At 52.9% G+C, this 24,699-nt stretch carries 26 protein-coding genes and 2 pseudogenes; 8 read left to right on the plus strand and 20 right to left on the minus strand.

Annotated elements, in window-relative coordinates; all coding sequences use genetic code 11:
- Nucleotides 1–88: 88 nt before the first annotated feature.
- From HV261_RS23590 to HV261_RS23600, 3 genes are all read right to left on the minus strand, one after another.
- The gene (locus tag HV261_RS23590) at nt 89–979 is read right to left on the minus strand and encodes a DNA replication terminus site-binding protein (protein ID WP_007372144.1); all 891 of its coding nucleotides are present in this window, start codon (nt 977–979) and stop codon (nt 89–91) included.
- Nucleotides 980–1,128: 149 nt separating this feature from the next.
- Nucleotides 1,129–2,394: a translesion error-prone DNA polymerase V subunit UmuC gene (locus HV261_RS23595; RefSeq protein WP_009652912.1), complete on the minus strand. Its 1,266-nt coding sequence runs from the start codon at nt 2,392–2,394 to the stop codon at nt 1,129–1,131.
- Nucleotides 2,394–2,810, minus strand: coding sequence for a translesion error-prone DNA polymerase V autoproteolytic subunit (locus tag HV261_RS23600; RefSeq protein ID WP_008786793.1), 417 nt, complete (start codon nt 2,808–2,810; stop codon nt 2,394–2,396). The genes HV261_RS23595 and HV261_RS23600 overlap by 1 nt, the downstream gene beginning before the upstream one ends.
- A gap of 253 nt (nt 2,811–3,063) precedes the next feature.
- Between HV261_RS23600 and HV261_RS23605 the strand changes: the two genes are divergently transcribed.
- Nucleotides 3,064–3,567, plus strand: a complete 504-nt coding sequence (locus tag HV261_RS23605; protein ID WP_007372141.1) for a hypothetical protein — start codon at nt 3,064–3,066, stop codon at nt 3,565–3,567.
- Nucleotides 3,568–3,923: 356 nt separating this feature from the next.
- On the opposite strand, the gene HV261_RS23610 is transcribed toward HV261_RS23605, so the two are convergent.
- Together HV261_RS23610 and HV261_RS23615 are read right to left on the minus strand one after the other, a co-directional pair.
- Nucleotides 3,924–4,946 (minus strand): IS110 family RNA-guided transposase, encoded by a 1,023-nt coding sequence (locus HV261_RS23610; RefSeq protein WP_001572362.1) that lies wholly within the window; start codon nt 4,944–4,946, stop codon nt 3,924–3,926.
- A gap of 23 nt (nt 4,947–4,969) precedes the next feature.
- On the minus strand, nt 4,970–8,008 hold the full coding sequence (locus HV261_RS23615; RefSeq protein ID WP_045269834.1) for a Tn3 family transposase: 3,039 nt from the start codon (nt 8,006–8,008) through the stop codon (nt 4,970–4,972).
- A gap of 167 nt (nt 8,009–8,175) precedes the next feature.
- Between HV261_RS23615 and HV261_RS23620 the strand changes: the two genes are divergently transcribed.
- Complete coding sequence (locus tag HV261_RS23620) at nt 8,176–8,817, plus strand: recombinase family protein (RefSeq protein WP_045269835.1); 642 nt, start codon at nt 8,176–8,178, stop codon at nt 8,815–8,817.
- A gap of 263 nt (nt 8,818–9,080) precedes the next feature.
- On the opposite strand, the gene HV261_RS23625 is transcribed toward HV261_RS23620, so the two are convergent.
- Entirely contained in the window at nt 9,081–10,739 is a 1,659-nt protein-coding gene (locus HV261_RS23625) for an FAD-dependent oxidoreductase (protein ID WP_025760366.1), read from the minus strand.
- A 160-nt stretch (nt 10,740–10,899) separates the two neighbouring features.
- Between HV261_RS23625 and HV261_RS23630 the strand changes: the two genes are divergently transcribed.
- The gene (locus HV261_RS23630) at nt 10,900–11,250 is read left to right on the plus strand and encodes an ArsR/SmtB family transcription factor (RefSeq protein ID WP_000928911.1); all 351 of its coding nucleotides are present in this window, start codon (nt 10,900–10,902) and stop codon (nt 11,248–11,250) included.
- A 304-nt stretch (nt 11,251–11,554) separates the two neighbouring features.
- Here HV261_RS23630 and HV261_RS23635 read toward each other — a convergent pair whose 3' ends face one another.
- The 14 genes and pseudogenes from HV261_RS23635 to merT form a co-directional block, all read right to left on the minus strand.
- Nucleotides 11,555–12,031 (minus strand): Dps family protein, encoded by a 477-nt coding sequence (locus HV261_RS23635; protein WP_000043177.1) that lies wholly within the window; start codon nt 12,029–12,031, stop codon nt 11,555–11,557.
- A gap of 114 nt (nt 12,032–12,145) precedes the next feature.
- On the minus strand, nt 12,146–12,379 hold the full coding sequence (locus HV261_RS27815) for a hotdog domain-containing protein (RefSeq protein ID WP_230128415.1): 234 nt from the start codon (nt 12,377–12,379) through the stop codon (nt 12,146–12,148).
- A 364-nt stretch (nt 12,380–12,743) separates the two neighbouring features.
- Nucleotides 12,744–13,205 (minus strand): NifB/NifX family molybdenum-iron cluster-binding protein, encoded by a 462-nt coding sequence (locus tag HV261_RS23645; protein WP_000626969.1) that lies wholly within the window; start codon nt 13,203–13,205, stop codon nt 12,744–12,746.
- A complete protein-coding gene (locus HV261_RS23650) occupies nt 13,180–13,500 on the minus strand; it encodes a DUF134 domain-containing protein (RefSeq protein ID WP_001137910.1) in 321 nt (106 codons plus the stop codon). Before HV261_RS23650 ends, HV261_RS23645 begins: the two co-directional genes overlap by 26 nt.
- 459 nt (nt 13,501–13,959) lie before the next feature.
- Nucleotides 13,960–14,964 (minus strand): IS110-like element IS5075 family transposase, encoded by a 1,005-nt coding sequence (locus HV261_RS23655; RefSeq protein WP_000427614.1) that lies wholly within the window; start codon nt 14,962–14,964, stop codon nt 13,960–13,962.
- Between the two features lie 78 nt (nt 14,965–15,042).
- Complete coding sequence (locus HV261_RS23660) at nt 15,043–16,440, minus strand: DUF4158 domain-containing protein (protein WP_045269836.1); 1,398 nt, start codon at nt 16,438–16,440, stop codon at nt 15,043–15,045.
- Nucleotides 16,441–16,442: 2 nt separating this feature from the next.
- Nucleotides 16,443–17,000: a recombinase family protein gene (locus tag HV261_RS23665; RefSeq protein WP_001162010.1), complete on the minus strand. Its 558-nt coding sequence runs from the start codon at nt 16,998–17,000 to the stop codon at nt 16,443–16,445.
- A gap of 129 nt (nt 17,001–17,129) precedes the next feature.
- Nucleotides 17,130–17,357 (minus strand): annotated as a pseudogene (locus HV261_RS23670) (DUF3330 domain-containing protein); the annotation flags it as partial.
- 50 nt (nt 17,358–17,407) lie between these two features.
- Entirely contained in the window at nt 17,408–17,644 is a 237-nt protein-coding gene (merE, locus tag HV261_RS23675) for a broad-spectrum mercury transporter MerE (RefSeq protein ID WP_001087807.1), read from the minus strand.
- Entirely contained in the window at nt 17,641–18,006 is a 366-nt protein-coding gene (merD, locus tag HV261_RS23680) for a mercury resistance co-regulator MerD (RefSeq protein ID WP_001277466.1), read from the minus strand. The genes merE and merD overlap by 4 nt, the downstream gene beginning before the upstream one ends.
- A gap of 17 nt (nt 18,007–18,023) precedes the next feature.
- Nucleotides 18,024–19,709: a mercury(II) reductase gene (gene merA, locus HV261_RS23685; RefSeq protein WP_000209296.1), complete on the minus strand. Its 1,686-nt coding sequence runs from the start codon at nt 19,707–19,709 to the stop codon at nt 18,024–18,026.
- Nucleotides 19,710–19,747: 38 nt separating this feature from the next.
- Nucleotides 19,748–20,173, minus strand: coding sequence for an organomercurial transporter MerC (gene merC / locus HV261_RS23690; protein WP_000522996.1), 426 nt, complete (start codon nt 20,171–20,173; stop codon nt 19,748–19,750).
- Between the two features lie 27 nt (nt 20,174–20,200).
- Nucleotides 20,201–20,476 (minus strand): mercury resistance system periplasmic binding protein MerP, encoded by a 276-nt coding sequence (merP, locus tag HV261_RS23695; RefSeq protein WP_000732275.1) that lies wholly within the window; start codon nt 20,474–20,476, stop codon nt 20,201–20,203.
- A 15-nt stretch (nt 20,477–20,491) separates the two neighbouring features.
- Nucleotides 20,492–20,842, minus strand: coding sequence for a mercuric ion transporter MerT (merT, locus tag HV261_RS23700; protein WP_031623830.1), 351 nt, complete (start codon nt 20,840–20,842; stop codon nt 20,492–20,494).
- A gap of 71 nt (nt 20,843–20,913) precedes the next feature.
- Between merT and merR the strand changes: the two genes are divergently transcribed.
- From merR to HV261_RS23725, 5 genes and pseudogenes are all read left to right on the plus strand, one after another.
- Nucleotides 20,914–21,369, plus strand: a complete 456-nt coding sequence (gene merR, locus HV261_RS23705) for a mercury resistance transcriptional regulator MerR (protein WP_001166628.1) — start codon at nt 20,914–20,916, stop codon at nt 21,367–21,369.
- Nucleotides 21,370–21,401: 32 nt separating this feature from the next.
- Nucleotides 21,402–21,827, plus strand: a pseudogene (locus tag HV261_RS23710) (TrbG/VirB9 family P-type conjugative transfer protein); the annotation flags it as partial.
- Entirely contained in the window at nt 21,827–22,987 is a 1,161-nt protein-coding gene (virB10, locus tag HV261_RS23715) for a type IV secretion system protein VirB10 (RefSeq protein WP_012561145.1), read from the plus strand. The pseudogene HV261_RS23710 and the gene virB10, both read left to right, overlap by 1 nt.
- 41 nt (nt 22,988–23,028) lie before the next feature.
- Complete coding sequence (locus HV261_RS23720) at nt 23,029–24,024, plus strand: ATPase, T2SS/T4P/T4SS family (RefSeq protein ID WP_012561144.1); 996 nt, start codon at nt 23,029–23,031, stop codon at nt 24,022–24,024.
- Nucleotides 24,024–24,557, plus strand: a complete 534-nt coding sequence (locus HV261_RS23725) for a phospholipase D family nuclease (protein ID WP_000792636.1) — start codon at nt 24,024–24,026, stop codon at nt 24,555–24,557. Before HV261_RS23720 ends, HV261_RS23725 begins: the two co-directional genes overlap by 1 nt.
- Nucleotides 24,558–24,699: the final 142 nt, after the last annotated feature.

Consider the following 24,699-nt stretch of genomic DNA (forward strand, 5'->3'; position numbering starts at 1 on the left):
ATTTTCAATATTAGTTTCAGGGTATGGCATGGACGGCGAGTGACGAAATTATGAGGGGGGAATACGGCCAGTCCTTTGGCCGGTGTGGTCAGAGAATCATTTCGATACTTTCGCCGTGGAATATACCGATCACATCTGTCTTGAGGCGGTTACTCCTCGGCTTTACTTCATTGGCCACGAACTCTGGCAATGGCCGAATTTTCACGTGCTCATCCTGAATGATAATGAACGGCATAGATGAAGCGGCAGAAAGACGCAGTATCTGGTCGGGGTGTTCAGGATCAGCCATCGCGATGTTTGCAGCTGGATGCACTTTAACCGGACGGCGTAAGCGAAGCTTTTCTTCCGGTACACGCGCAATAGCCTTAATCAACGAGTTGAGTCTGACTGATTTATCTTCATCTTCCTCGATGTCCTTGCCCATCTTCTGGAGCAACTCGATTTTGTTAACCCTGCTAAAAAGCGTCTTTTGCCTCCAGCCGAAACTGACCAGATTGACGTTAGCATTATCAAACATACGCAGCTGCCGATAGAGATGCAGGGTCATGACACCAGGGCAGGCGCTATGCAGCGCGTTGAAGCGCATGTATTCCGGTCGGCGATCACCACCGTAGTTTTCGATGATGTGGCGTTGAATGCTCTCTTTATGCTGGTTGATGGATGTCACCAAACGGGTAACCAGCTGAGAGAATTCCGCATCTGTATTGTCGTACCATAATACGCCGGTAGTGCGCCGAGCGGACTTCTGCGAATAGCCATCCCTGATATGCAGGTCAGCGTATGCCGCGCAGGCAGCATGGACAGCATCGTGTCCCTGTTTCAGCTCAGGCATGATGTGTTCGATGGCCATATCTTCTTCGCCATCAGCAACGGCTGGCAGGACGCAGACACTCGCCTTGAGCGGAAGCCGGGAACCCAGCACTCCACGAAGTTGTGTGATCTCGCTCTCCAGCGTCTGGAAAGTTGTTGAGATATTCATTTCTATCCCCGAAAAAGGGCTCTAAACTCCCTCCGCTGCACGGAGGACTGTATGTACATACATACTCATAACAAGCGAAACCGAGTATATCAAGTTCGTTTTGTTTACAGACGAATTTTATCGATGACGAATGAAGTTTTCACTGCTGATTAGCCAATCCTGACGCGAGGGATTTCATTAATGTTAGTGAGATAGGATGGTGACAATAACTCCCGCCGCATCGTCCAGTCTTTGTCGATGCCCTGGCCCGCAAACCATAATTTCCCCCGACCTGACCGGTTAATTCTATCCATCACGCCCATCAACGCTTCACCATTGGCAAAGAGTCGGTTCTCACCAAACAAATCGAGCTGGCTGGTGGCGCTATCATAAAAGTCAGATAGCATCACTCCGGCTTTATGGTATCGGTATCCCTCCTGCCAGATATGCCGGAGCCCTGCGACCGCAGCCGCAATGATTTCCCGGGTATCGGCGGTGGGGTTTTCCAGCTTGACTGTCTGCTGGCCACTGTAAGGGGCCGTTTTCGAATAGTAACTTGTGCCAATAAAAACCGTTATGCAGCGACAGTATTGCTTCTCTTCGCGCAGCTTCTCGCCTGCACGTTCGGCATACTCACACACCGCCTGGTGCATTGCTTCGTAGTGCTCTATTTTCTGGCCGAATGAACGCGAGCTGATGATCTGCTGCTTAACCTTCCTCACCTCTTCCAGGGCTATGCAGGACTCGCCATTCAATTCGCGCTGCGTTCGCTCCAGTACGACTCCAAATGTGTTACGGATAAGCGATGTTGGCGCATTGGCCAGATCGAGAGCAGTCCTGATGCCCATGCTGTTCAGTCTGGTGGCATATCTCCGGCCCACCCCCCAGACATCGCTTACGTCAATATATGGCAATAATTTACGTTGTCTTTCTGGACTGCTGAGATCAACCACTCCGCCTGTTTTAGTCCATGTTTTTGCAGCTTTATTTGCTAGTTTTGCCAAAGTTTTAGTTGTCGATATGCCCACCCCCACGGGTATATGGGTGCTCTTTAATACGGTTTTCTTTATTTCTCTTCCATAGTCATCAAAATTATAATTTTTCTGCATTCCTTCAAACGAAAGGAAAACTTCATCAATACTGTAGACCTCAGTATTACTGGAGAATTTAAATAATGTCTCACACACCCTACGGGAGATCTCCGCGTACAAGGCATAGTTAGAACTGAAAACATGTACACCGTTAGCTTCAAAGAATGCTTTCTTCTGGAAGTACACGTCACCATTCTGGATACCTAATTTTTTAGCTTCCGCTGAACGTGCCACGACCATGCCATCATTGTTCGAAAGGCATACAATTGGCTTGTTCACCAGATCGGGCCGAAAGACTCTCTCGCAGGAGGCGTAAAATGAGTTGCAATCCACCAGGCAGAACATCACAAGGCCTTGTACACGATGAAGGTCACCACGCCAAAAATGGCCAGTTCTTCGCCTTCTTTCAGATAGATCGGTGACATCCGGCTATTCATTGGCAGTAGCGCGGGAGCCGGGCTTAGCTGCAACCGCTTAATGGTGAAATCACCATCAACGGTCGCAATCACAATATCCCCCTCTTTCGCCTCAAGTGAGCTATCCACGATGACCAGATCGCCTTCGTGAATACGTGCCTCTACCATCGATGAACCTGTTACTCGTAAGAAGTAGGTTGCAGATGGATGTTTGATGAGGTGAGTATTTAGATCAATAAATTCATCAACATAATCGGAAGCGACTGAAGGGAAACCTGCGCTGACAGGCTCAACGAACAACGGGAATTGGCCTGGTGATTGTTGTGTCACTGGGATAAGTTTCATAATGCTCTGCTCTTCGTGGTGCTGTATATCCATACAGTATTATAGACAGGAGCCAGGAATTTTCGCACCTCCTTTTCCGAAAGTTATTTTCCGCTATCACTCTTCAGGTTTTTCTTATCACTTGTCCAGAAGTGGGTAACTGCACATAACAAATTGCAACCATATGATTCCTCAGTTCATTTTCAGAATTTACTCGTGCTTACTTCGTATACAATTCGGAATTTATCCGTACATTTTATAAGGAGTAATAACGATGAAGCAGTTTACAAATGAAGCAACTCAACAAATGCTGGCCGACTTTGACAAATCCCCTTTCTCTGACGCTGATCTGGCCGCAATGGATGTGGATGCTCGACAAATTATTGAGCAGAACGCTGAAAGGGATCGCCAACACCCGGTAACAGCAATCTGGCGTGTTGCGGTCGAGGGAAGCCTGACTGCGCGAGGTGGTGTCGTAACCGCTGTTGATAGCGCCAGGGTTATGGATCTAGGCAACGGTCAAATGGTCAAAATCGCAGTGGAGGGTGATGCAGTCACTTATACCGATGGTTCATCTGCACGGATTGTTTCAAGCGCTGGCCAGAAAGCTACACACTTCGAGAAAGGGCTCGCGCTGGTGGGCAGCGTACTGGATAACGGGGATGAAATTGTCTCGACCCCGCAGGACAGATTAGTGCTGTTATCGCGCAAAGGTATGGCTGAAGCCCCCGACTTTCTGGCAATACCCGGAGGCGTGACTCATGGGGTATCGAACTAACAATTATGGCCGGGGCCAGGCGCTCCACGGAGATAAAACCACCACAGGCGCGACCGTCCTTACTTGGGGTCAGTTTGGATATCGAAAATTATTGTACTATAAGGGCTTCCCCGGCGTGTCAACGCCGGTGTTTATGGTTTCTGTCTGCTCTTCAGTAAAAATAAAGGGGAGAGACTGCGGTACTATAAACGGCCATGATGAATCGTCATCGATTCGGACCCTGATGAAAGACGCGCGTGAGGTTCTTGTTCGTTAAGCGGATACGTATATCCTGTACAATAGCCAGATAGGCCTCACGGGGTCTAACCCTTTATCATCAACGAATTGCAGGTCAGATGGTTATTTTGTTTCGTGCTTTAGCTGGCTGAGTACAGCCTGAAATCATCACCGTAATGCAATGATGCCCAGCACAGCCTTGCGTTTTTGGCGGCGATGGCTACAACGGCACGCCAGTATCCTCTGCGATCGACCAGTGAACAGACCCAACGACTGAATAAATCAGTCCTTTTCTCGGCACCAATCAGAACCGAACGAGCCCCCTGAACCAGTAGCGTTCGCAGATACGAATCGCCAGCTTTAGTTATCCTGCCAAGCTTTGATTTCCCACCACTGCTGTACTGCGATGGCGTTAGTCCCAGCCAGGCTGCCAGTTGTCGCCCATTTTTAAAATCGTGTGCATTACCGATACTGGCGACCAGCGCACAGGCCGTTGTGGGACCAATCCCTTTCAGTTCCATCAATCGCTGGCTGCGGTGATCTGTTTTTGCCATGCGGGACAAAATCCGGTCATATTCAGTAATATTATCTTCAATACGATCAATGTGTTCCAGCAGGTCATTAACACATTGTTGAACCTGAAGTGGCAAAGAACTCTTCTGCTCAGAAACCATGTGACGCAGGGCATCTGTACTTTGTGGGGCGATGACACCGAATTCCGATATCAAACCTCTCAATCGGTTATATGTTGCTGTTTTCTCTTCGATAAAACCCTGTCTGATACGGTGTAGGCATTGCATCGCCTGCTGGCTCTCATCCTTCACTGGTACAAACCGCATATGCGGGCGACGAACTGCTTCACAGATAGCCTGAGCATCAGCTGCATCATTTTTGCCTGATTTACCGGCCATGCGGTAAGGAGATACAAATTTAGCAGCCATCAGCCGTGGTTCATGACCATATTGCCGAAACAACCTTGCCCAGTAGTGAGCCCCGGAGCATGCCTCCATCCCGATAACACAGGGAGGTAAACTGGCAATCAGCTCAGGAAGGGCAGCACGCGATACTTTGGGTTTAACCAGAACAGTTTTACCGTGTTGGTCAACGCAGTGAACAGCGAACACATTTTTAGCAAGATCGATACCGACAGTCGTGATGGTCATAACGAATCCCTCCGGGGCTATGTTTACCCCATGATTGCACAAGAGTTAATCAGGCGCATATCCAGGGGAAGTCCCTTCCATTCGTTAAGGCTATTTTTTGACCTTTCGACTTTAGCGGGTCTCAACCGACGAAACTTACCGGAAGCCGGTATCCGGTTGCTTTTCCAGATATAATCGCCTGTCAGATTGATATGCTCCCAGCCTAGCGGGGACAAATGCGACAGCAATTGATCGTTGATCTTCACCCCTTTACGCTTCAGGGCATCGACCGCTCTTTCCATATAGACGGTATTCCACAGCGAGATAGCTGCCGTCAGCAGCGTCAGTCCACTGGCGCGATAGCTCTGATTTTCCGGTTTACGATCCCTGATTTCACCCAGACGGTGCAGGAATACCGCGCGCGCCAGCGCGTTACGGGCTTCTCCTTTATTCAGTCCCGCCTGGACCCGCCGACGAAGTGCCGGATCGCGGAACCAGTCGATCATAAACAGCGTTCGTTCAATACGGCCAATTTCTCTCAGTGCTTTGGCAAGTCCATTTTGCTTTGAGTAGCTGGCAAGCTTTTTCAGCATCAGGGATGCCGTCACTGTTCCCTGCTTTATCGAGGTTGCCAGACGCAACACTTCACGCCAGTGAATTTCGATCTCTTTCAGGTTCAGGCTGGTCGTTGATATCAGTGACTGAAGCGCCGGGTACTGGTCTGCTTTCCCTTTGATAAACAGCTTCTTGTCATGGAGATCCCTGATTCGCGGACAGAACGCAAATCCCAGCAGATGCATCAGGGCAAAGACATGATCGGTGAAACCCGCGGTATCGGTGTAATGCTCCCTGATTTTCAGGTCACTTTCGTGGTACAGCAAGCCATCGAGAACATGGGTTGAATCCCTGACCCGACTTATTATGCAGGTGTAAAACGGGCTGTATTGATCCGAAATATGGGTATAAAACTGTCGTCCGGGCTCCTGCCCATATTTCGGGTTAACCTGTCCTGCGTAGCGGCCAGTGCTGCCTGTTCTGAAATTCTGTCCATCTGATGATGATGTTGTCCCGTCTCCCCAGAATGCCGCCAGCGGCCTTTTCCCCTGCGCGTTTACCAGTTCTGCAAGGGCGGCTGAATAGGTTTCGTCGCGGATGTACCATGCCTGAATATCTTCAAGTGATGATTTGGTACTCCCGGGGCAGGCTTCTGCCATTTTTGTCAGGCCAAGATTGATGCCATCCGCAAGAATGGTGGTGAGAAGCAGGCGGGTATCGGGACGGGTAATGTCATTTTTTATATGCGAAAAATGTCGGGTAAACGTCGTCCAGCCGTTTACCTCATCGAGAATTTCCGTGATTTTAGGGCGCGGTAGCATGCTGTAAACCAGCTCTGCCAGCGGTGAAACCTGCGCCGGTACGCAGTTATCCAGCGGAGAGACTTTTACGCCCCTGTCGGAAATTTCCACATCGGGCAGTTCACCAAGGGCTGCCATGGCATTGACCTCTTCAAGTCTGGACTGAAGCAGGGTCATACGGCTGGTAATGTACTCATGGTAATCAGCAGATACGGGCAGTGGCAGCGCCGGAGTGAGTTTGTCAAAGTCCTTTTCGGGAATGAGGTAATCATCAAAATTTTTGTAGCGCCGTGAGCCTTTAACCCAGATGTCCCCGGAGCGCAACGCTCCCTTAAGCTCGCTGAGCGCACAAAATTCATAATACTGCCGATCAATACCCGCAGGTGTAATCACCACCCTGTGCCAGCTTTCAGGGACAAACTCAAGCGGCGCAGTCGCCGGAACTTTACGTGAGTGCTTCAGGTACATATCCTTGATCACAACCAGCGCATCAGCCAGAGGTTGCGCTGCCGGGGTTGCGACTAACTGTAAAGTGGATAACATGCGTGGGGCATATTTCCGTAATATGCTGTATTTCTCGGTAATAATATGCAGCGGGTCAAAATTATTTTTTCTGGCGAGATGGCGTGTTTCCTCCAGACTGGCGACAAATTCAGGCCATGGGAGTATATTTTCTATTGCGAGCCATGGATCGTCACCGGAATCGCGGGCATCAGACAGCGCCTGACCGACATCGATGTACTGCCTCAGTTTTGACTGGATCAGCTTTCCGGTCTGCTGAAGGCGCTCTGCCTGTGTTCTTTTGGCTTTGCTGAAAAGGCTGTTCAGCATTCGCTCATGCAACTCAATCACTTCGTCTGTCAGTGTGGCTCTGGCTTCTTCCAGCACGCACACCAGGATCGCATGACGCCGGGTTGCTGAAAATCGGGTCAAATCACGGCTACTCATCTTCCGGCCTTCCCGCGCCAGTTTCAGCAACCGGTTCTGGTGAATGGTACGATCTATACCTTCCGGTAATGCCAGCGATTCAACGCTGCTGAGCCGATCAAGATGTTGCAGCACGTTCTTACCATTGATTTTACCCGGCGGTTGCAGAAGCCATGTCAGCCTGGAAGACTGATTATCCGATGACTCAAGTAAACGATCCAGGGCATCCCTGTGAGCCGGAGTTAACGGGGCATTCAGAGTCTGAAATACGATTTTATCGCCGCCTGCCATGGCCTCAGCACAGGTACGCTCCACGACATCAATCGCGGGGATTATTACGTTGTTCTGCCGGAGCCAGACCAGCATCTCTTCGGCCAGGAGAATACCTTTATCAGTACGCGTCGCCATCGACAGCAGGTGTGTAATACAGTCCTGCTGTATTTTGCCGGTAAATGCCTTCACGCCAAGATAGCGGTACAGTTCGGTTAAATGCTCGCGCCGGGTCGTATCCCTGCCGGAAAGGTAAGCAGGCCAGAGATCACCGGTAAGATTTAGCCTGCTGGCGATATGTTTCAGCAGTGCATCAGAGGGTGGGATTTTTTTATCCGGGGCAAAGCCAACATTTTTCAGATAGCAAAGAAGGACGGCAAAACCAAAACGGCTGGCGGGTTTACGGTGAGCACAGATAAGCGCCAGATCATGCTCACTGAAATAGGCCATCCGGGTCAGCGTTAACTCATCGTCTGGCAATGCCAGTAATGATTCTCTTTCCGACAGAGAAAGAATCTGCCTCCTTGCCATATAGTTTCCCTCATAAATTATCCGATGCGGTATTTTTAACAAAAATGGTTATCGCATAAGGGTACACCCTGACGGTATAACCAAAACGTGACATCACACGATTTATGCCATAACCTATATGCGATAGATTAAATGCAATAACTTAAATGCGATATTATGGCGGAAAAATGTTCATCAGAGCTTATTTAAGGGCATCGACGGAAGATCAGTTCGCTGACCGGGCAAAAGAGATGCTGGAGCAGTTCGTTCAGCAGCGGGGACATAAAATCGCCAGCTACTACCGGGAGAATATCAGCGGCACAAAACTTGATCGCCCTGAGCTGGGGCGCTTACTGATGGACAGTCACCACAATGATATCTTGCTGGTCGAACAGATAGACCGTCTGACCCGTCTGAGCAACAGCGACTGGATGACGCTGAAAAAGCAGATAGAAAAACATGAGCTGCGGATTGTCAGTCTTGATGTGCCCACCTCATGGCAGGCGCTGTCAGATAAAGATCCTTCGCAGGCGGACCCGATTACTCGCGCAGTAATAACCGCCATCAATAACATGCTAATCGACCTGATGGCCGCGATGTCGCATAAGGACTGGCTGAGCCGCCGACAGCGGCAAAAACAGGGGATTGAACGGGCTCATACACTAGGTAAATACCAAGGTAAGCAAGCTGATCGGGAGCGTCACCAGAAAGTACTGTATTATCGGCAGGTTAAGAAATTGAGTATTCGTGAAACCGCAGATGCAACAGGTTACAGTGCTTCGCAGGTATGTCGGATACAAGCGCTGTATAAAAATAATGAATTTTCCTGAAAGGCTGGAATAACGGTGTTTATTGCGATCATTGCATAGGCGTCATAGTTAGGGCTTGTTAATGACTAGCAGCCTGGAAGTACGCTGTGTGCCAAATCCAAAAATAGTCATTCACACCCTGAATCACTTTAAAGTGATTCAGGGTATGCGCTTATAGCTGCCATTCAAGGCGTTAATAATTTTTGTAGATTTTCTATTCCATATAATATGTTTTCAACGAATCTGGAGAAATGAAGTGCCATGTGTGTATGGCACTTCATCTCTTATTTACTCATTGACTCCGTTACCGTCTGCCAGGTTATGAAACCACCACTCAGATTATATGTCCGGAAGCCGTGAGCCTGCAGAATACGGTATGCCACATGCCCGCGCAGGCCACTCTGACATCCTATAAAAATTTCTTTATCTTTAGGCAATTTTCCAAGGTTTTCCCGCAGGGAATCAAGAGGGATGGATAGCGCGTCAGGATATTCACCAAATTGTTTCAGTTCGGCAGGAGAGCGAATATCAAGTAAACAATAACTGCCCGGTTCCCGTTGTAACACATCGCTGACATGACATATGACCGTATCTCCTTTCATTACATTTGTCGCCACCATACCAGCCTGGTTAACGACGTCCCTTGCACTGTTAAAAGGTGGAGCATAAGTCAGCTCAAGATGTTCGAGATCGTTGACGGTAAGCCCCGCGCGCTGTGCGACAGACAGGACATCGATGCGTTTATCAACCCCTTTTTTCCCTGATGCCTGAGCCCCGAGAATTTTACCGGTATCGGGGCTGAACAGCAGTTTCAGACTGATCATCGTTGCCCCCGGGTAGTAACCGGCATGATCAGCGGCATGGACGTAAACCTTCTCGTATCGGGTGCCATGAACTTTCAGCTGCTTTTCATTCGCACCGACGCTGCCAATACTCAGCGAAAATACCTTACAAATGGATGTCCCCTGACTGCCATGGTAAAGGCTGTGACGATCTAGCATGTTATCAGCAGCAATGCGTCCCTGGCGGTTGGCGGGCCCTGCCAGAGGAAAATTAGCGGGTTCCTGAAAGACAAAGTCTGGGGTTTCAACGGCATCCCCCACGGCGTAGATGTCAGGGATACTGGTCTGCATACAGGCATTGACGCTTATGCCTCCCCGTTTACCCACTGCGAGCCCGGCTCCTGTGGCAAGGCTGTTCTCAGGTTTTACCCCGATGGCGAGAATAACCATGTCGGTCTGCAGAAACCCACCCTCAGACAGTGCAACGCGGAATCCCGTCTCTGTCCGCAGTACCTCGGTGAGCGCCGTTCTGAGACGCAGATCCACGCCATGACTCCGGATTTCCTGATGCAGGGCAGATGCCATTTCAGGATCAACCGGAGCCATAACCTGTTCCCCCATCTCCAGCAGGGTCACACTGATCCCCCGTTCGCTCAGAGCCTCCATCACTTCAAGTCCGATAAATCCCCCCCCGACAAGCGTGGTGTGAGCTACGTGATGTTGCTCAATCCACCCCAGGATAGCATCCATGTCAGTAAGATTTCGCAGCGTAAAGACACCCTCTTCCTGTAGCCCGGGCAAAGGAGGGACAACCGGAGCGGCGCCGGTACTGAGGAGCAGACGATCCCATTCTTCGCTATAGACCTCCCCTGAGGTCAGATTTTTAACCGTCACCGTTTTATTAACCGGATCCACTGACGTCACTTCATGACAGATACGGACGTCTATGTTAAAGCGGGATTTAAAATCCTCCGGGGTTTTCAGAATCAGTGACTGCCTTAAAGGAATTTTTCCGCCTATATGATAAGGTAATCCACAGTTGGCGAAAGAGACATCGCTTCCCCGTTCAAACACAACAATACTGACATCCTCTGATAACCGACGAGCTCTGGCTGCAGCGGATGCCCCGCCGGCAACACCACCAACAATCACTATTTTCATTACATCCTCTCTGTTCACCCGGGGCGAAATGCCTGCCAGATATAATCGTTTCCCCGGGCCGGCAGGACGCTGCAGACCTGACGAACACGATGGCAAAATTACGATACCGTCAGTATACTAAATTATATTATATAAAAACACATAGTATGAGAAATCAGCAATGCTCATGAATGAAGACACAAAACGTCAGACAGATATGAAGAATGCGGCCCTGAGGGCAGCAGATGTCTTACGGGGACTGGCCAACAGCGACCGGTTGCTGTTGATGTGTCAGTTAAGCCTGGGGGAAGCGAATGTGGCCGGGCTGGAAGCGGCGGTCGGTATCACTCAGCCGACCCTGTCCCAGCAGCTGGGTGTAATGCGCCGCCTGAAGCTGGTCGAGACCCGACGGGCAGGTAAAATGGTATATTACCGTATTGAGGATAACCGTATCATGACGTTGTTAAATACCTTATATGATCTCTACTGCCCGCAGGCAGGCACCGGTAAAGGAAGCCATAACAACGAATAATATGATCCTGCTTTCCCCGTAAACCGTTTTATCCGTGCATCATTAACCCTGTTCAGGCTGTGAAATGCCAGACCGGAACCTGCGATACCTTAACGGGAAAACAACAGTGGTCCGGATATACCAGCCGATGATGCCCGTCACGGACAGTATTTCTCGTTCACGCATTCACTGATTAACCCACTGATTCAATGGTGTTTAATACTGTGACGGTCAGAAAAAACAGCCACAGGAACACGGATGATTCTGCACTGTCAGTAATAGCCTGTGGCTGACAAACCGTTTTTTCTGCTGCCACGGGGTGACATTATTCAAGCAGGCTACGCAACATCCAGGCAGTTTTCTCATGTAACTGGATACGTTGTGTAAGCAGATCTGCTGTGGCTTCATCATTCGCATTATTAACGAGCGGGAACAGGGAGCGTGCAGTTTTAACCACGGTCTCCTGGCCCTGGACAAGATTTTCAATCATGTTTTTTGCTGCCGGAATATCCTTATCTTCATTAACCGCTGTTAGACGTGAAAATTCATGATATGTGCCGGGCGCGAAGCATCCGAGCGAGCGTATACGTTCAGCGATATCATCAACGGCAGTGGCCAGCTCATTGTATTGATTTTCAAACATTAAATGTAAGCTGTTAAACATGGGGCCAGTTACATTCCAGTGATAGTAATGTGTTTTTATATACAGGGTATAGGTGTCAGCAAGAAGCCGGGACAGGCCGTCTGCAATCTCCACCCGGGATGATTCAGCAATACCAATATCAATGATTTGTTTACTCATAACTACCTCTTACACGGTTTCAGTGGAATATACGATATGCGATTATTCTTTCCGGTCTGAGCAAAACACGCCTCAAATTTTTATAATAACCAGGTACACCTGTCGTCTGTCACACTAGCGATGCGCCAGAGCAATATCCTGCGACGGAACAATGAATTTCGCCGTGGCACGTGCCACTGTCTGCTGTCCTTTTGTCAGCCATGCTTCAAGCAGGTAAATCCCCCTGCGTTGCCCAAGCAGTCTGGCACATACCATCAGTTTGTCTCCGGTACAAACGGGTGAAATGAATCTTACCGTCAGTTCAGCCGTCAGGGCTTGCACACCCTGCATGAACAAACAATGAGTCATTGCTGCATCCAGCAGGGTACTCGTCATTCCGCCATGTAAAAGACCCGTATACCCCTGATGCCTGTGATTGGCCGTGTAGTCCGCACATACAGAGCCATCCGGGTGCTCTGAAAACATTAAGTTCACCGTATCAGGGTTGTTGTCGCGGGAACTACAGACCATACAACAGGTATGGGCCTTTCTGGCATCAAGATAACAATTCATCTGTTTCTGCTCAGCGTCCGGTTGTACTGACGGGAGGCATCCGGAATTCAGTCAGCTGAGGGGCTCCCCCGGCATCATTACTGCCTCCTCCACACATTCCGGCTCCTGGTTTATACACAATACGGGTCTGATAAAAATCACCGCCCGTGATGAAATAAACTCATGAATGGCAACAGCGCCCGTTTCCGTGATGATGCTGACGCCCACCCTGGCACGCATTTTCTGCTGTGTTCCCGTCAGAGTGACAGCATTTTTTCCCTTTCGCCTCATGATGAAAGGACTGGCGTCCCTGCTCCGGCTTATTCAGTTCAGTCAGAACACGGGTATCCGGATCACACAGTTCAGTGAACAAACGACGACCACAGTCAGTCTGGTACACCGCGATCTGATGCCCCAGTAATTTACCCAGCATCCGTTCCCCGATGTTACGGACCACAACGCGGCTGACTTGCTGTTGAACCAGCAGGTCAACCAGCTTCCGTTTACCTGAACAATCTGCGCCCAGCGCGGGATTTTCTGTCCGGCTGAGCTCCACACCGCGCTCATCCACCAGGACAAGGTGACTCGCTTTGGTAAAATGATTTGCTACCCGGTCGTCATTCACTGGAATGGCTGTGATCATCTTGTGTAACTCCTTCCCTTTCAGAGTGCATTATTAAGGCCTTGCCCTGAGTGAGACAGTCCACAACCTTAAAACGGGCTGCTTTCAGGACATTGGCCAGTGTCTGCCTTGAAACCCCCATTGCAACAGCCGCTTCCTGCTGTTGCATGCCCAGTAAATCGACCAGCCGTAACGCTTCAAACTCATCTTCTTTTAAATGAACATGTTCAAGCTGGCTCATCGGTCGCGCATTGGGCTTAAAACAGGTATCCGCAGGGCGGCCACAGATGTTACGGGGAATTCTGGGTCTTGGCATGAAGGCTCCTTATTGGCATATGCTATATATACACTCATAAACTGGCATATGCAATATACTCTGCTCACCGGTGGAGAATTTTTTGCTTTACCCTGGAGTCTGTAAGTGGGCAGCAGGTCATGAGAGATGAAGAGAAAGAAAACAGATACTGTATGAGACTCAATTTAAAGTGCTGCCATAAGGGGGTCGTCTCAGAAAACGGAATCTATGGTCACTCCCGTTTTTGCAACACCGATTTTGACGACAAGTTGGCTTGCTTGAATCTATCCGGCGTCTGAATGGGATTTTATTCCCGCGCCTCGATGAGTTCCGCGCCTGATGAACCTCCAGAAAATATACGGCTTCAATGAGCCTTTCCGTTTTACAGGTTCCTCAACAGGCCGGTGGGCCGTTAGTATCATCAATATCAGTATTCGCAAAACCAGATGAATGATTGTTTAAACTGGTGTATTTCTGCCTTTATGCTTCGTAAGTTTGCTGTCGCGCCGTCAGTGCCCAGGCTATTCTGGCCAGCTTGTTTGCCAGAGCACAGGTGACGACAAAGTTGCTTTTCCGACACAACAACTCCCTGACCCAGTCGGCCAACTTGCCAGACTGGTGTTCCAGTTTTTGTATGAATACCCTGGCACACTGAACCAACAAAGTTCGGATCTTTTTGTTGCCCCGCTTGCTAATCCCTAACAATGTCGTCCGACCTCCCGTGCTGTACTGTCGGGGTACCAGCCCTGTTGCCGCCGCAAAGTCACGGCTGCTGGCGTACTGCTTCCCGTCGCCAATCTCAGTTGAAATAGTACTGGCAGTCAGCGTTCCAACGCAGGGAATACTCAGCAAGCGCTGTCCAACCTCATCTTCGTCCAACTTTCGTTTCAACTGAGATTCCAGATCTTTAATCTGCTCAACAAGATAGTGATAATGCTGTTGTAATTTCAGCAGTAACTGGCTGAGATAAAGAGGCAAACTACTGTCCTCAAGAAGGGTACTCAGTCGACTAATAACGGCAGCACCTCGCGGAACGCTGATACCAAATTCCAGCAGAAAAGCATGCATCTGATTAGTTGTTTTCACCTTATCCTGAACCAGGGATTCACGGACACGATGCAGAGCTCGCATTGCCTGCTGAGATTCGGTTCTGGGCTGCACGAAACGCATAGATGGACGTGATGCTGCTTCACAGATAGCTTCAGCATCAACGAAGTCATTTTTGTTGCTTTTAACGAATGGGCGGACAAATTGCGGTGATATCAGCTTTGGAAAATGCCCTAACTCTGCCAGCTTGCGTGCCATAAAGTGAGAACCGCCACAGGCTTCCATCGCGATGGTTGTTGCCGGGCATGTCGCCAGAAATTCGATTAGCTTTGGTCGGGTGAATTTTTTACGGTAAACGGCCTTCCCACGATGATCCTGACAATGAATATGGAAAGAGTTCTTACCCAGATCGATACCAATAAGCGCAATGTTTTCCATGATGGTTCTCCGAATGAAAGCCTGTCCTCAGCATAGTACTGGGAAGGAGGGAGTGACCATCTCATTAAATAAAGCACGCTAAGCCGGTGGCAGCGGTCGCAATGGCCTGAACTTCCCCGCACCGACCTTGGCACTGCTGCGCCATAGGTAATCGCCGGTCAGGTTGATATGCTCCCACCCCAGCGGGGACAGATATTGCAGCAACGTGTCGTCCAGCGCCTTGCCGTGGGCACGCAAAGCACTGGTGGCACGCTCCAGATAGACCGTGTTCCACAACACGATGGCCGCCGTCACCAGATTGAGGCCGCTGGCCCGGTAGCGCTGCTGCTCAAAACTGCGGTCGCGGATTTCACCCAATCGGTAGAAGAAGACCGCCCTGGCCAGCGCGTTGCGCGCCTCGCCCTTATTCAGCCCCGCATGGACGCGGCGGCGCAGCTCCACGCTTTGCAGCCAATCCAGAATGAACAGCGTGCGCTCGATGCGCCCATACATCCGCACCTTGTCGTTGATCGCCTTGCCGGAAGCCTGGAACTGCTGTTGATGCTTGTTCTTGGCCGCATTGAACAGCTTGCCGATGATACGGTCGTGAAGGTCGATGATTTCATCAGTGACGGTGGCCATGCCCTCGATGGCCAGTGCTACCAAGGTGGCGTGACGCCGCTGCGACTCGAACTTGGCCAGGTCGGCGGGCGTCATCTGGCCGCCTTCGCGGGCGATCTTGAGCAAGCGGTTTTGGTGTACCTGCCGTTCGATGCCAGCAGGTAGGTCAAGCGCCTGCCAGGCTTTGAGGCGTTCGATGTGTTCAAGCATGTGGCGCGAGTTCGGCTTGGCGGGCGATTGGCGCAGCCACGCTAGCCACGTCATTTTGCTACCATCCTTGCGCTTGAGGAGTTCGTCCAGGCGCTGGCGATGGACAGGTATCAAGGAATCGGCCAATGCCGCATGGATGCTTCGGTTGGCACGGGTAATGGCCTCGGCGCTTGCGCGCTCGATGGCATTCATGGCGGGTAGGATGATGCTCTGCCGCCGCTGGTTTTCAACAAGGGTGCTGGCCAGCACAATGCCTTTGTCTGTTTGCAAGGCCAGTTCGGTCAATGTATGCACGGCTTGCCGGTAATGACTCATGGTGAAGGGCTTGAATCCAAACACCGTTTGCAGCTCGACCAAGTGCTCCCGCCGTGTCTGCTCGCGCTGGCCGTAATGGTTCCAGCTTTCCACCGGCACCTTGAGTTGTGCGGCCACCATGCGCAGCAGGGGCAGAAATGGAGGATCATCGACGCCCAAGAAGATGCCAGGGAATCGCAAGTAGCAAAGCTGCACGGCGAAGCCCAATCGATTCGCGGCGCCGCGACGCTGACGGATCACCGACAGGTCGGTTTCGTTGAACGTGTAGTGCCGTATCAGTTCGTCTTTGGCATCTGGCAGTGTCAGCAGACTTTCGCGCTCGGTGGCGGACAGGATTGAGCGGCGTGGCATGGTCAGTCTTCCCGCAGGTACTGGTACAAGGTTTCGCGGCTGATGCCGAAGTCACGGGCCACCAAGGTTTTCTGGTCGCCTGCCGCAACTCGCCGTTTCAACTCGGCAATTTGTTCGCTGTTCAGCGATTTCTTTCGTCCCCGGTAGGCCCCGCGCTGCTTAGCCAGCACGATTCCCTCGCGCTGACGTTCGCGGATCAGAGCGCGCTCGAACTCAGCAAAGGCTCCCATGACCGACAGCATCAGATTGGCCATCGGTGAGTCCTCGCCGGTGAACGTTAGCCCTTCTTTGACGAACTCCATGCGCACGCCCCGTTGTGTCAGCCCTTGGACGATGCGGCGCAGGTCATCAAGGTTGCGTGCCAACCTGTCCATGCTATGCACCACCACGGTGTCGCCCTCGCGGACGAAGGCCAGCAGCCTTTCAAGTTCGGGACGTTGTGTGTCCTTGCCTGAAGCCTTATCGGTGAATACCTTGCCGACTTCTATTTGTTCCAGTTGTCGATCAGGATTCTGGTCGAAGCTGCTGACGCGAACGTAGCCGATACGTTGACCTTGCAAGATGCCTCCAAAGGTAAAAATGTCAGGATGAAATCTATTACCCTTGGCTGAATGTGTCAATAAATATAAATTAATACCCTACTCTGACGTTGTTTGTGCTCAACATCTGACATCAGGTTAGGGTATGCCTCAATCTGACGGCTGCGAACCGCCAGGGACAGGTGCAATGTCAGATTCTGTCGCGGCCTTGGCGCGTGCCTGGAAGCGTTCATAGCAATCCAGCCCGCAGAAATGTTCGACGTATTCCGCGCCTTCCGGGGTGAAGGCGGCATCGAGCGGAATTTCTTTGCAGCATACGCAGCAGGTGGTGCAACTGGCAGTGTTCGGGGCGTTTGCGTTCATGGTGGTACTCCTCCAGATTGGTAGCGAAGCTCAAAGCTGCCCACTCTCGGCTGGCTGGGAAGCGGTCATGATCTTCCCTTGAAGGCCCGCAGCAGCCGCGTCACAGACAGGACAAACAAGCCGGTCAGCGTGAGGGCTGCAATACCCCAGTGCTCCCCGATGAACGCGCCGGCCGTCGTGCCGGCTAGCACAATGGCGAGAATCGGCAAATGGCAGGGACAGGTGAGCACGGCCAGCGCGCCCCACAAGTAGCCGGTGATCGGTTTGTGCGTCTCAGACGGCAAGTGCTCTGGGCTGTTCATGGCAGACTCTCCGCGTGCTGTGCCGGTTCGGTTGGCATGGCGGCCAGTTGCATTTCGAGGCTGGCCAGGGCCTCGCGCCGACGCTCGACGAGTTGCCGCAACACGGCAAGCTGCGCAGACGCACCGTCACCGTCCGCAGCATCCAGCGCCCGGCACAGCCGCGCCAGTGCGTCCAGGCCGATACCCGCTTCGAAGGCAGCCCGTACAAAGCGCAGCCGTTGCAACGCGGTGTCATCGAACAAGCCGTAGCCGCCCGTGGTGTACGCGACCGGCCGTAGCAATCCGCGCAGCAGGTAGTCGCGCACGATATGCACGCTCACCCCGGCATCAAGGGCCAGCCGGGACACTGTGTAGGCGCTCATTGAACACCTCCTTTTCCTCATCCGGCGCAGCACGAAAGCTGCTTCACGTCCTTGCTGAAGGTCTGCGCCGCGAGCTTCAGCCCTTCGACCATGGTCAGGTAGGGGAACAATTGGTCGGCCAGTTCCTGCACGGTCATACGGTTGCGAATGGCGAGCACCGCCGTCTGGATCAGTTCACCCGCTTCCGGGGCCACCGCTTGCACGCCGATGAGCCGTCCGCTACCTTCCTCGATGACCAGCTTGATGAAGCCGCGTGTGTCGAAGTTGGCAAGCGCACGCGGCACGTTATCCAGTGTTAGCAGGCGACTGTCGGTCTCGATCCCGTCGTGATGTGCTTCCGCCTCGCTGTAGCCCACGGTGGCGACCTGCGGGTCGGTGAACACCACGGCCGGCATTGCGGTCAGGTCCAGGGCCGCATCGCCGCCAGTCATGTTGATCGCCGCACGAGTGCCGGCCGCTGCCGCCACATAGACGAACTGCGGCTGGTCGGTGCAGTCGCCGGCCGCGTAGATGTTCGGGCTACTGGTGCGCATGCCCTTGTCGATGACGATGGCCCCCTGCGCATTGACGGCTACCCCCGCCGCTTCCAATGCCAGGCTGCGCGTGTTCGGTGTCCGGCCGGTGGCGACCAGCAGCTTGTCGGCGCGCAATTCACCGTGCGTGGTGGTCAGCACGAATTCACCGTCCATATGGGCGACCTGGCTGGCTTGCGTGTGCTCCAGCACCTCGATGCCCTCGGCACGGAAAGCGGCTGTCACCGCCTCGCCGATGGCCGGGTCTTCACGGAAGAACAAGGTATTGCGCGCCAGGGCCGTGACCTTGCTGCCCAGCCGGGCAAAGGCTTGCGCCAGCTCCAGCGCCACCACCGACGAGCCGATTACGGCAAGGCGTTCGGGAATGGTGTCGCTCGCCAGGGCCTCGGTGGAAGTCCAGTAGGGTGACTCTTTCAAGCCCGGAATCGGCGGGACCGCCGGGCTGGCACCCGTGGCGACCAGGCAGCGGTCGAACATCACGACGCGCTCGCCACCCTCGTTCAAACTAACGATAAGGCTCTGGTCGTCCTTGAAACGCGCTTCACCGTGCAGAACGGTGATGGCTGAATTGCCGTCCAGGATGCCTTCGTACTTGGCATGACGGAGTTCTTCGACACGGGCCTGCTGCTGGGCCAGCAGCCGCTCGCGCAAGATCGTCGGCGGTGTGGGTGGCATGCCGCCGTCGAATGGGCTTTCCCGGCGCAGATGGGCGATGTGGGCGGCGCGGATCATGATCTTGGACGGCACACAACCGACGTTGACGCAGGTGCCGCCGATGGTGCCGCGCTCAATCAGCGTGACCTGCGCGCCTTGCTCGACGGCCTTCAGTGCTGCCGCCATCGCGGCTCCACCGCTACCAATGACGACGACCTGCAACGGGCGTTCGTTGCCACTGGGCTTATCAGCGGCCCCTATCCAGCCGCGCATCTTGTCGAGCAGGCCGGCGCGGTTGTCCGTCGGTGGCGCATCGGCAAGCGTTGCCTCGTAGCCCAGTCCGGCCACGGCGGTAGTCAGCGCATCCGATGACGTGCCCGCCTCAATGGCGAGTTGCGCTGTGCCCTTCGGATAGGACACCAGCGCCGATTGCACGCCGGGCACTTTCTCCAAGGCTTCCTTGACGTGAGCCGCGCACGAGTCGCAGGTCATCCCGGTGATTTTCAGGGTGGTCATGTATTTTTCCTTTTCTGTGGTGGCTACGGCTGTTGCCGTCAGCCACGTTGTTCTGGCAATTCACAGCTGTCCGGCCCGCAGCGGCGATGTGCTGGCGAGATGAAATCCCAGACCGACACCCCAACCATCAAGGCCAGGCCGACATAGAGCAGTCCACCGCTCTGCCAGCCGTAAGCCCGCATTAAAAACACCGCTGCCAGCACCAAGATCGGGCCTATCGTGCCGAGCGCCGTGCGTCGCCACTGTCGATGATTGAGCCAAGCGATAGCATTGGCGAGTAACGCGATGCCGGCGAACATCGGCAGCAGGATGCCAATGAATAGCCCCTCGTACTGGCTCAAGAAGCCCAGTCCGATGGCCGCGCCAAAGCTGGCGATGGCAGGAAAACAGGCGGCGCAGCCCATCGCGGAAACGACGCTGCCGAGCGCGCCGGTTTTGCCAGCGATGCGCGTGATGAGTCCCATGTGTCGCTCCCGAGTTCGGTTAACGGATCAGCGTTTGAGGCTGGACGGATAGCCCGCGTCCTCGGTCGCCTTGGTCAACTTCTGGACGTTGGTCTTGGCATCGTCGAAGGTGACGACGGCCTGGCGCTTGTCGAAACTTACGTCGGTCTTGCTCACGCCCTCAACCTTGGAAAGCGCGTGCTTGACAGTGATCGGGCAAGAGGCGCAGGTCATGCCAGGCACGGACAGCGTGACGGTCTGGGTGGCGGCCCACACGGGGGCAACAACGGCAGCGAGGGCGAGGGCGGCAAACAGTTTTTTCATGATGAACTCCTGTGATTAATAGAAAAATGGCATGACGTAGGGAAATCCGAGCGAGACCAGGACCAGCGCGGCCACGATCCAGAAAATGAGCTTGTAAGTAGCTCGCACTTGGGGAATCGCGCAGACCTCACCCGGTTTGCAGGCTTGCGCCGGGCGGTAGATGCGCCGCCAGGCGAAAAACAGCGCGACCAGCGCTGCGCCGATGAAGATCGGGCGATAGGGTTCCAGCACCGTCAGGTTGCCGATCCATGCCCCGCTGAACCCCAAGGCGATCAAAACCAGCGGCCCCAGGCAGCAGGCCGACGCAAGAATGGCGGCCAGCCCACCGGCGAAGAGCGCGCCGCGCCCGTTTTGTGGTTCAGACATACGCTTGTCCTTTCAAATTTGGTTTGGATAGCTTAAGCTTACTTCCGTAGTTATGTACGGAGTCAAGCGATATGCAAATTAATTTTGAGAATCTGACCATTGGCGTTTTTGCCAAGGCGGCCGGGGTCAATGTGGAGACCATCCGGTTCTACCAGCGCAAGGGCCTGCTGCCGGAGCCAGACAAGCCCTATGGCAGCATTCGCCGCTATGGCGAGGCGGATGTAACACGAGTGCGGTTCGTGAAATCGGCCCAGCGGCTGGGCTTTAGCCTGGACGAAATCGCCGAGCTACTGCGGCTGGAGGATGGCACCCATTGCGAGGAAGCCAGCGGCCTGGCCGAGCACAAGCTCAAGGATGTGCGCGAGAAGATGGCCGACTTGGCACGCATGGAGGCCGTGCTGTCTGAACTGGTGTGCGCCTGCCATGCGCGGAAAGGGAACGTTTCCTGCCCGCTGATTGCGTCACTGCAAGACGGAACGAAGCTCGCTGCATCGGCGCGGGGGAGTCACGGGGTGACTACGCCTTAGCGTGCTTTATTTTCCGAATTCTGAGACGACCCCAGCAGGAAAAAGCCAAAAGCGCGGCTGATAAAAAACGCATTACGCAGAAGCTGAAGCAGACGGCTTTTGCGGGGGCGAAGAACTATCAGTACGTAATGAGCGAACAGCCTGAAATGCGCAGCATCCAGCCGGTTCACGTCTGGGATAACTACCGCTTTACCCGGTTTGAGTTTCCGGCCAATGCGGAGTTACCGCAGGTCTACATGATCTCGGCCAGTGGCAAAGAAACGCTGCCTAACTCTCATGTTGTGGGTGAGAACCGCAACATCATCGAGGTGGAAACCGTCGCTAAAGAGTGGCGTATTCGTCTGGGCGATAAAGTCGTTGGCGTTCGTAATAATAATTTCGCGCCGGGCGCCGGTGCGGTAGCAACCGGTACGGCTTCCCCGGATGTGCGCAGGGTTCAAATTGGGGAGGATAACTGATGGCCCGTAAAAGTGTCGATGTAGATCAGGAACTCGATGAAAACACCGGAGACGGTGAATTTGAAAGCGAGCGTGGCGGATTTAATGGCAGTAACCGCCGTTCGGCTCCTGGTATGAAAGCCTTTGTCATACTGATGGCGCTGCTTGCTTTGGTATTCATCGGGATTACGGTCATGGGTAAAATTCGCGCCCCGGCTAAAGCTGAAGCTGATAAAGACGGTGGTAAAGCGCAACAGGCCAATACACTGCCAAACTACAGCTTTAACAGCGATCCTGATGTTAATAAACCTGCAACTGCGCAGAATAGCGCCACTGATGCCCGTGCTGTGCAGGCTGCCGCACAGGCAGATGCAGATGCGGGCAGCAGCAATACCGGCGCGCGTACCTCTAATAAGCGTAAAGAACCTTCGCCTGAAGAACTGGCTATGCAGCGTCGTCTGGGCGGCGAGCTGGCCCAGACTAATCAGGCGGCTACAAGCAATAGTCCCGGAGTGCAGCCCCAGGACAACGAAACAAGCGAAGGTAGTTCAGCACTCGCTAAAAACCTGACTCCTGCAAGGCTGAAGGCTAGCCGCGCTGGAGTCATGGCTAATCCCAGCCTGACTGTTCCGAAAGGCAAAATGATCCCCTGTGGTACCGGCACCGAGCTGGATACCACTGTTCCGGGTCAGGTTTCCTGCCGGGTTTCACAGGACGTTTACTCAGCTGATGGACTCGTTAGGCTGATTGATAAAGGCTCATGGGTTGACGGGCAGATTACCGGTGGTATCAAAGACGGCCAGGCGCGCGTGTTTGTTCTCTGGGAGCGTATCCGCAATGACCAGGACGGAACAATCGTTAATATTGACAGTGCCGGAACGAACTCACTCGGCAGCGCGGGGATTCCGGGCCAGGTGGATACCCATATGTGGGAGCGTCTGCGTGGTGCGATCATGATTTCGTTGTTCTCTGACACCTTAACGGCGCTGGTTAACCAGACGCAGAGTAATAACATTCAGTACAACAGTACAGAAAACAGCGGTGAGCAGCTGGCGTCTGAAGCACTCCGCTCTTACATGTCTATCCCCCCTACCCTCTACGATCAGCAGGGTGATGCGGTGAGCATTTTTGTTGCCCGCGACCTCGATTTCAGCGGCGTTTATACGCTCGCAGACAACTAAAAAAGTGGGCGCTTAGCGCCCGCTTTTCTTCAGGAGTAATCATGACTGATGCAGCTTTCTATCAACTTGGCCCACTGCGCGAGTATTTAGAAGATCCTACTGTTTTTGAAATTCGCATTAACTGCTTTCAGGAAGTTATCTGTGATACGTTCAGCGGCCGCAGGGTTGTGCAGAACGCGGCAATTACGGCAGATTTTATTAGGAACCTTGCTAAATCGTTGGTGAGCAGCAACAAGCTGACCATGCAGGCCATTAATGACGTGATCCTGCCTGGCGGGATCAGGGGCGTTATCTGTCTGCCCCCTGCGGTGATTGACGGTACAACGGCCGTAGCGTTTCGTAAGGATTTGGCGGCCGATAAAAATCTGGAGCAGCTGACCCGCGAGGGGATTTTCAGTGACTGCCGGAAGATTACCGGCAGCAAGCAAAGCCTAACGGATGATGATTTTTTCCTTAAAGAGCTGCACAGCAGCGAAAAATGGCCCGCATTCCTGCAAACCGCCGTTGAGAAGAAACGCACTATCGTGATCTGCGGTGAAACCGGGTCGGGGAAAACGGTACTCACGCGCGCGCTGTTAAAATCGCTACATAAAGACGAGCGTGTAATTATTTTAGAGGACGTTCACGAAGTCACGGTCGATCACGTTGTAGAAGCCGTTTATATGATGTACGGCGATGCAGGAAAGATCGGCCGCGTCAGCGCCACTGATGCCCTGCGAGCCTGTATGCGTCTGACACCGGGCCGTATCATCATGACTGAGCTTAGGGATGATGCTGCGTGGGATTATCTTAAAGCACTTAATACCGGCCATCCAGGCGGTGTTATGTCAACGCACGCTAACTCTGCGCGCGATGCCTTTAACCGTATTGGGCTGCTTATCAAGGCGACCCCTATCGGCCGTATGCTCGATATGAGCGATATTATGCGAATGCTCTACTCCACCATTGACGTTGTGGTGCATATGGAAAAGCGGAAAATCAAAGAAATTTATTTTGACCCTGAATATAAAATGCAGTGTGTGAACGGGAGCCTGTAATGAAAAACTTAGCAACCTGGCTTCTGGCCGCAGCATTTACGACAGCCGCCCTGCCCGCCTTTGCGGTGGAACCATCCGTTCAGGTTGGCTACTCGCCTGAAGGAAGCGCCCGCGTTCTCGTCCTGAGCGCCATTGACTCCGCAAAAACCTCGATACGGATGATGGCTTATTCTTTTACCGCCCCGGATATTATGAAAGCACTGGTAGCAGCCAAAAAACGGGGAGTTGATGTGAAAATCGTAATTGATGAAAGGGGCAATACGGGGCGCGCCAGCATTGCGGCCATGAACTACATAGCGAACAGCGGCATCCCTTTGCGTACTGACAGTGATTTCCCTATCCAGCATGACAAGGTGATCATCGTGGATAATGTGACCGTTGAAACTGGCAGCTTTAATTTCACCAAAGCGGCCGAAACGAAAAACTCGGAGAATGCGGTGGTGATCTGGAACATGCCTAAGCTCGCTGAATCATTCCTCGAACACTGGCAAGACCGCTGGAATCGGGGGAGAGACTACCGTTCCAGCTACTGAATACTGACCGCCAAAAGGCGGTTTTTTTGTTCAAAGAAACTGATCTCAGTATCGCGCCCGGGGCAGCTGGCCAACGTCGCCGGCATCGCGCCGGCAAAAATCGAAAAACAGAAATATCAGCAAGATAGCTTAAACAGGTGTC

Origin of the sequence: Citrobacter sp. RHBSTW-00671 (genome assembly GCF_014103415.1) — a bacterium.
GTDB lineage: Bacteria > Pseudomonadota > Gammaproteobacteria > Enterobacterales > Enterobacteriaceae > Citrobacter.

Excerpts from the sequence above, each read along its gene's own strand:
- HV261_RS23590 (WP_007372144.1), bottom strand. The coding sequence starts at position 979 with ATGAATATCTCAACAACTTTCCAGACGCTGGAGAGCGAGATCACACAA.
- HV261_RS23595 (WP_009652912.1), bottom strand. The coding sequence starts at position 2,394 with ATGTTCTGCCTGGTGGATTGCAACTCATTTTACGCCTCCTGCGAGAGA.
- HV261_RS23600 (WP_008786793.1), bottom strand. The coding sequence starts at position 2,810 with ATGAAACTTATCCCAGTGACACAACAATCACCAGGCCAATTCCCGTTG.
- HV261_RS23605 (WP_007372141.1), top strand. The coding sequence starts at position 3,064 with ATGAAGCAGTTTACAAATGAAGCAACTCAACAAATGCTGGCCGACTTT.
- HV261_RS23610 (WP_001572362.1), bottom strand. The coding sequence starts at position 4,946 with ATGACCATCACGACTGTCGGTATCGATCTTGCTAAAAATGTGTTCGCT.
- HV261_RS23615 (WP_045269834.1), bottom strand. The coding sequence starts at position 8,008 with ATGGCAAGGAGGCAGATTCTTTCTCTGTCGGAAAGAGAATCATTACTG.
- HV261_RS23620 (WP_045269835.1), top strand. The coding sequence starts at position 8,176 with ATGTTCATCAGAGCTTATTTAAGGGCATCGACGGAAGATCAGTTCGCT.
- HV261_RS23625 (WP_025760366.1), bottom strand. The coding sequence starts at position 10,739 with ATGAAAATAGTGATTGTTGGTGGTGTTGCCGGCGGGGCATCCGCTGCA.
- HV261_RS23630 (WP_000928911.1), top strand. The coding sequence starts at position 10,900 with ATGCTCATGAATGAAGACACAAAACGTCAGACAGATATGAAGAATGCG.
- HV261_RS23635 (WP_000043177.1), bottom strand. The coding sequence starts at position 12,031 with ATGAGTAAACAAATCATTGATATTGGTATTGCTGAATCATCCCGGGTG.
- HV261_RS27815 (WP_230128415.1), bottom strand. The coding sequence starts at position 12,379 with ATGACTCATTGTTTGTTCATGCAGGGTGTGCAAGCCCTGACGGCTGAA.
- HV261_RS23645 (WP_000626969.1), bottom strand. The coding sequence starts at position 13,205 with ATGATCACAGCCATTCCAGTGAATGACGACCGGGTAGCAAATCATTTT.
- HV261_RS23650 (WP_001137910.1), bottom strand. The coding sequence starts at position 13,500 with ATGCCAAGACCCAGAATTCCCCGTAACATCTGTGGCCGCCCTGCGGAT.
- HV261_RS23655 (WP_000427614.1), bottom strand. The coding sequence starts at position 14,964 with ATGGAAAACATTGCGCTTATTGGTATCGATCTGGGTAAGAACTCTTTC.
- HV261_RS23660 (WP_045269836.1), bottom strand. The coding sequence starts at position 16,440 with ATGCCACGCCGCTCAATCCTGTCCGCCACCGAGCGCGAAAGTCTGCTG.
- merE (WP_001087807.1), bottom strand. The coding sequence starts at position 17,644 with ATGAACAGCCCAGAGCACTTGCCGTCTGAGACGCACAAACCGATCACC.
- merD (WP_001277466.1), bottom strand. The coding sequence starts at position 18,006 with ATGAGCGCCTACACAGTGTCCCGGCTGGCCCTTGATGCCGGGGTGAGC.
- merA (WP_000209296.1), bottom strand. The coding sequence starts at position 19,709 with ATGACCACCCTGAAAATCACCGGGATGACCTGCGACTCGTGCGCGGCT.
- merC (WP_000522996.1), bottom strand. The coding sequence starts at position 20,173 with ATGGGACTCATCACGCGCATCGCTGGCAAAACCGGCGCGCTCGGCAGC.
- merP (WP_000732275.1), bottom strand. The coding sequence starts at position 20,476 with ATGAAAAAACTGTTTGCCGCCCTCGCCCTCGCTGCCGTTGTTGCCCCC.
- merT (WP_031623830.1), bottom strand. The coding sequence starts at position 20,842 with ATGTCTGAACCACAAAACGGGCGCGGCGCGCTCTTCGCCGGTGGGCTG.
- merR (WP_001166628.1), top strand. The coding sequence starts at position 20,914 with ATGCAAATTAATTTTGAGAATCTGACCATTGGCGTTTTTGCCAAGGCG.
- virB10 (WP_012561145.1), top strand. The coding sequence starts at position 21,827 with ATGGCCCGTAAAAGTGTCGATGTAGATCAGGAACTCGATGAAAACACC.
- HV261_RS23720 (WP_012561144.1), top strand. The coding sequence starts at position 23,029 with ATGACTGATGCAGCTTTCTATCAACTTGGCCCACTGCGCGAGTATTTA.
- HV261_RS23725 (WP_000792636.1), top strand. The coding sequence starts at position 24,024 with ATGAAAAACTTAGCAACCTGGCTTCTGGCCGCAGCATTTACGACAGCC.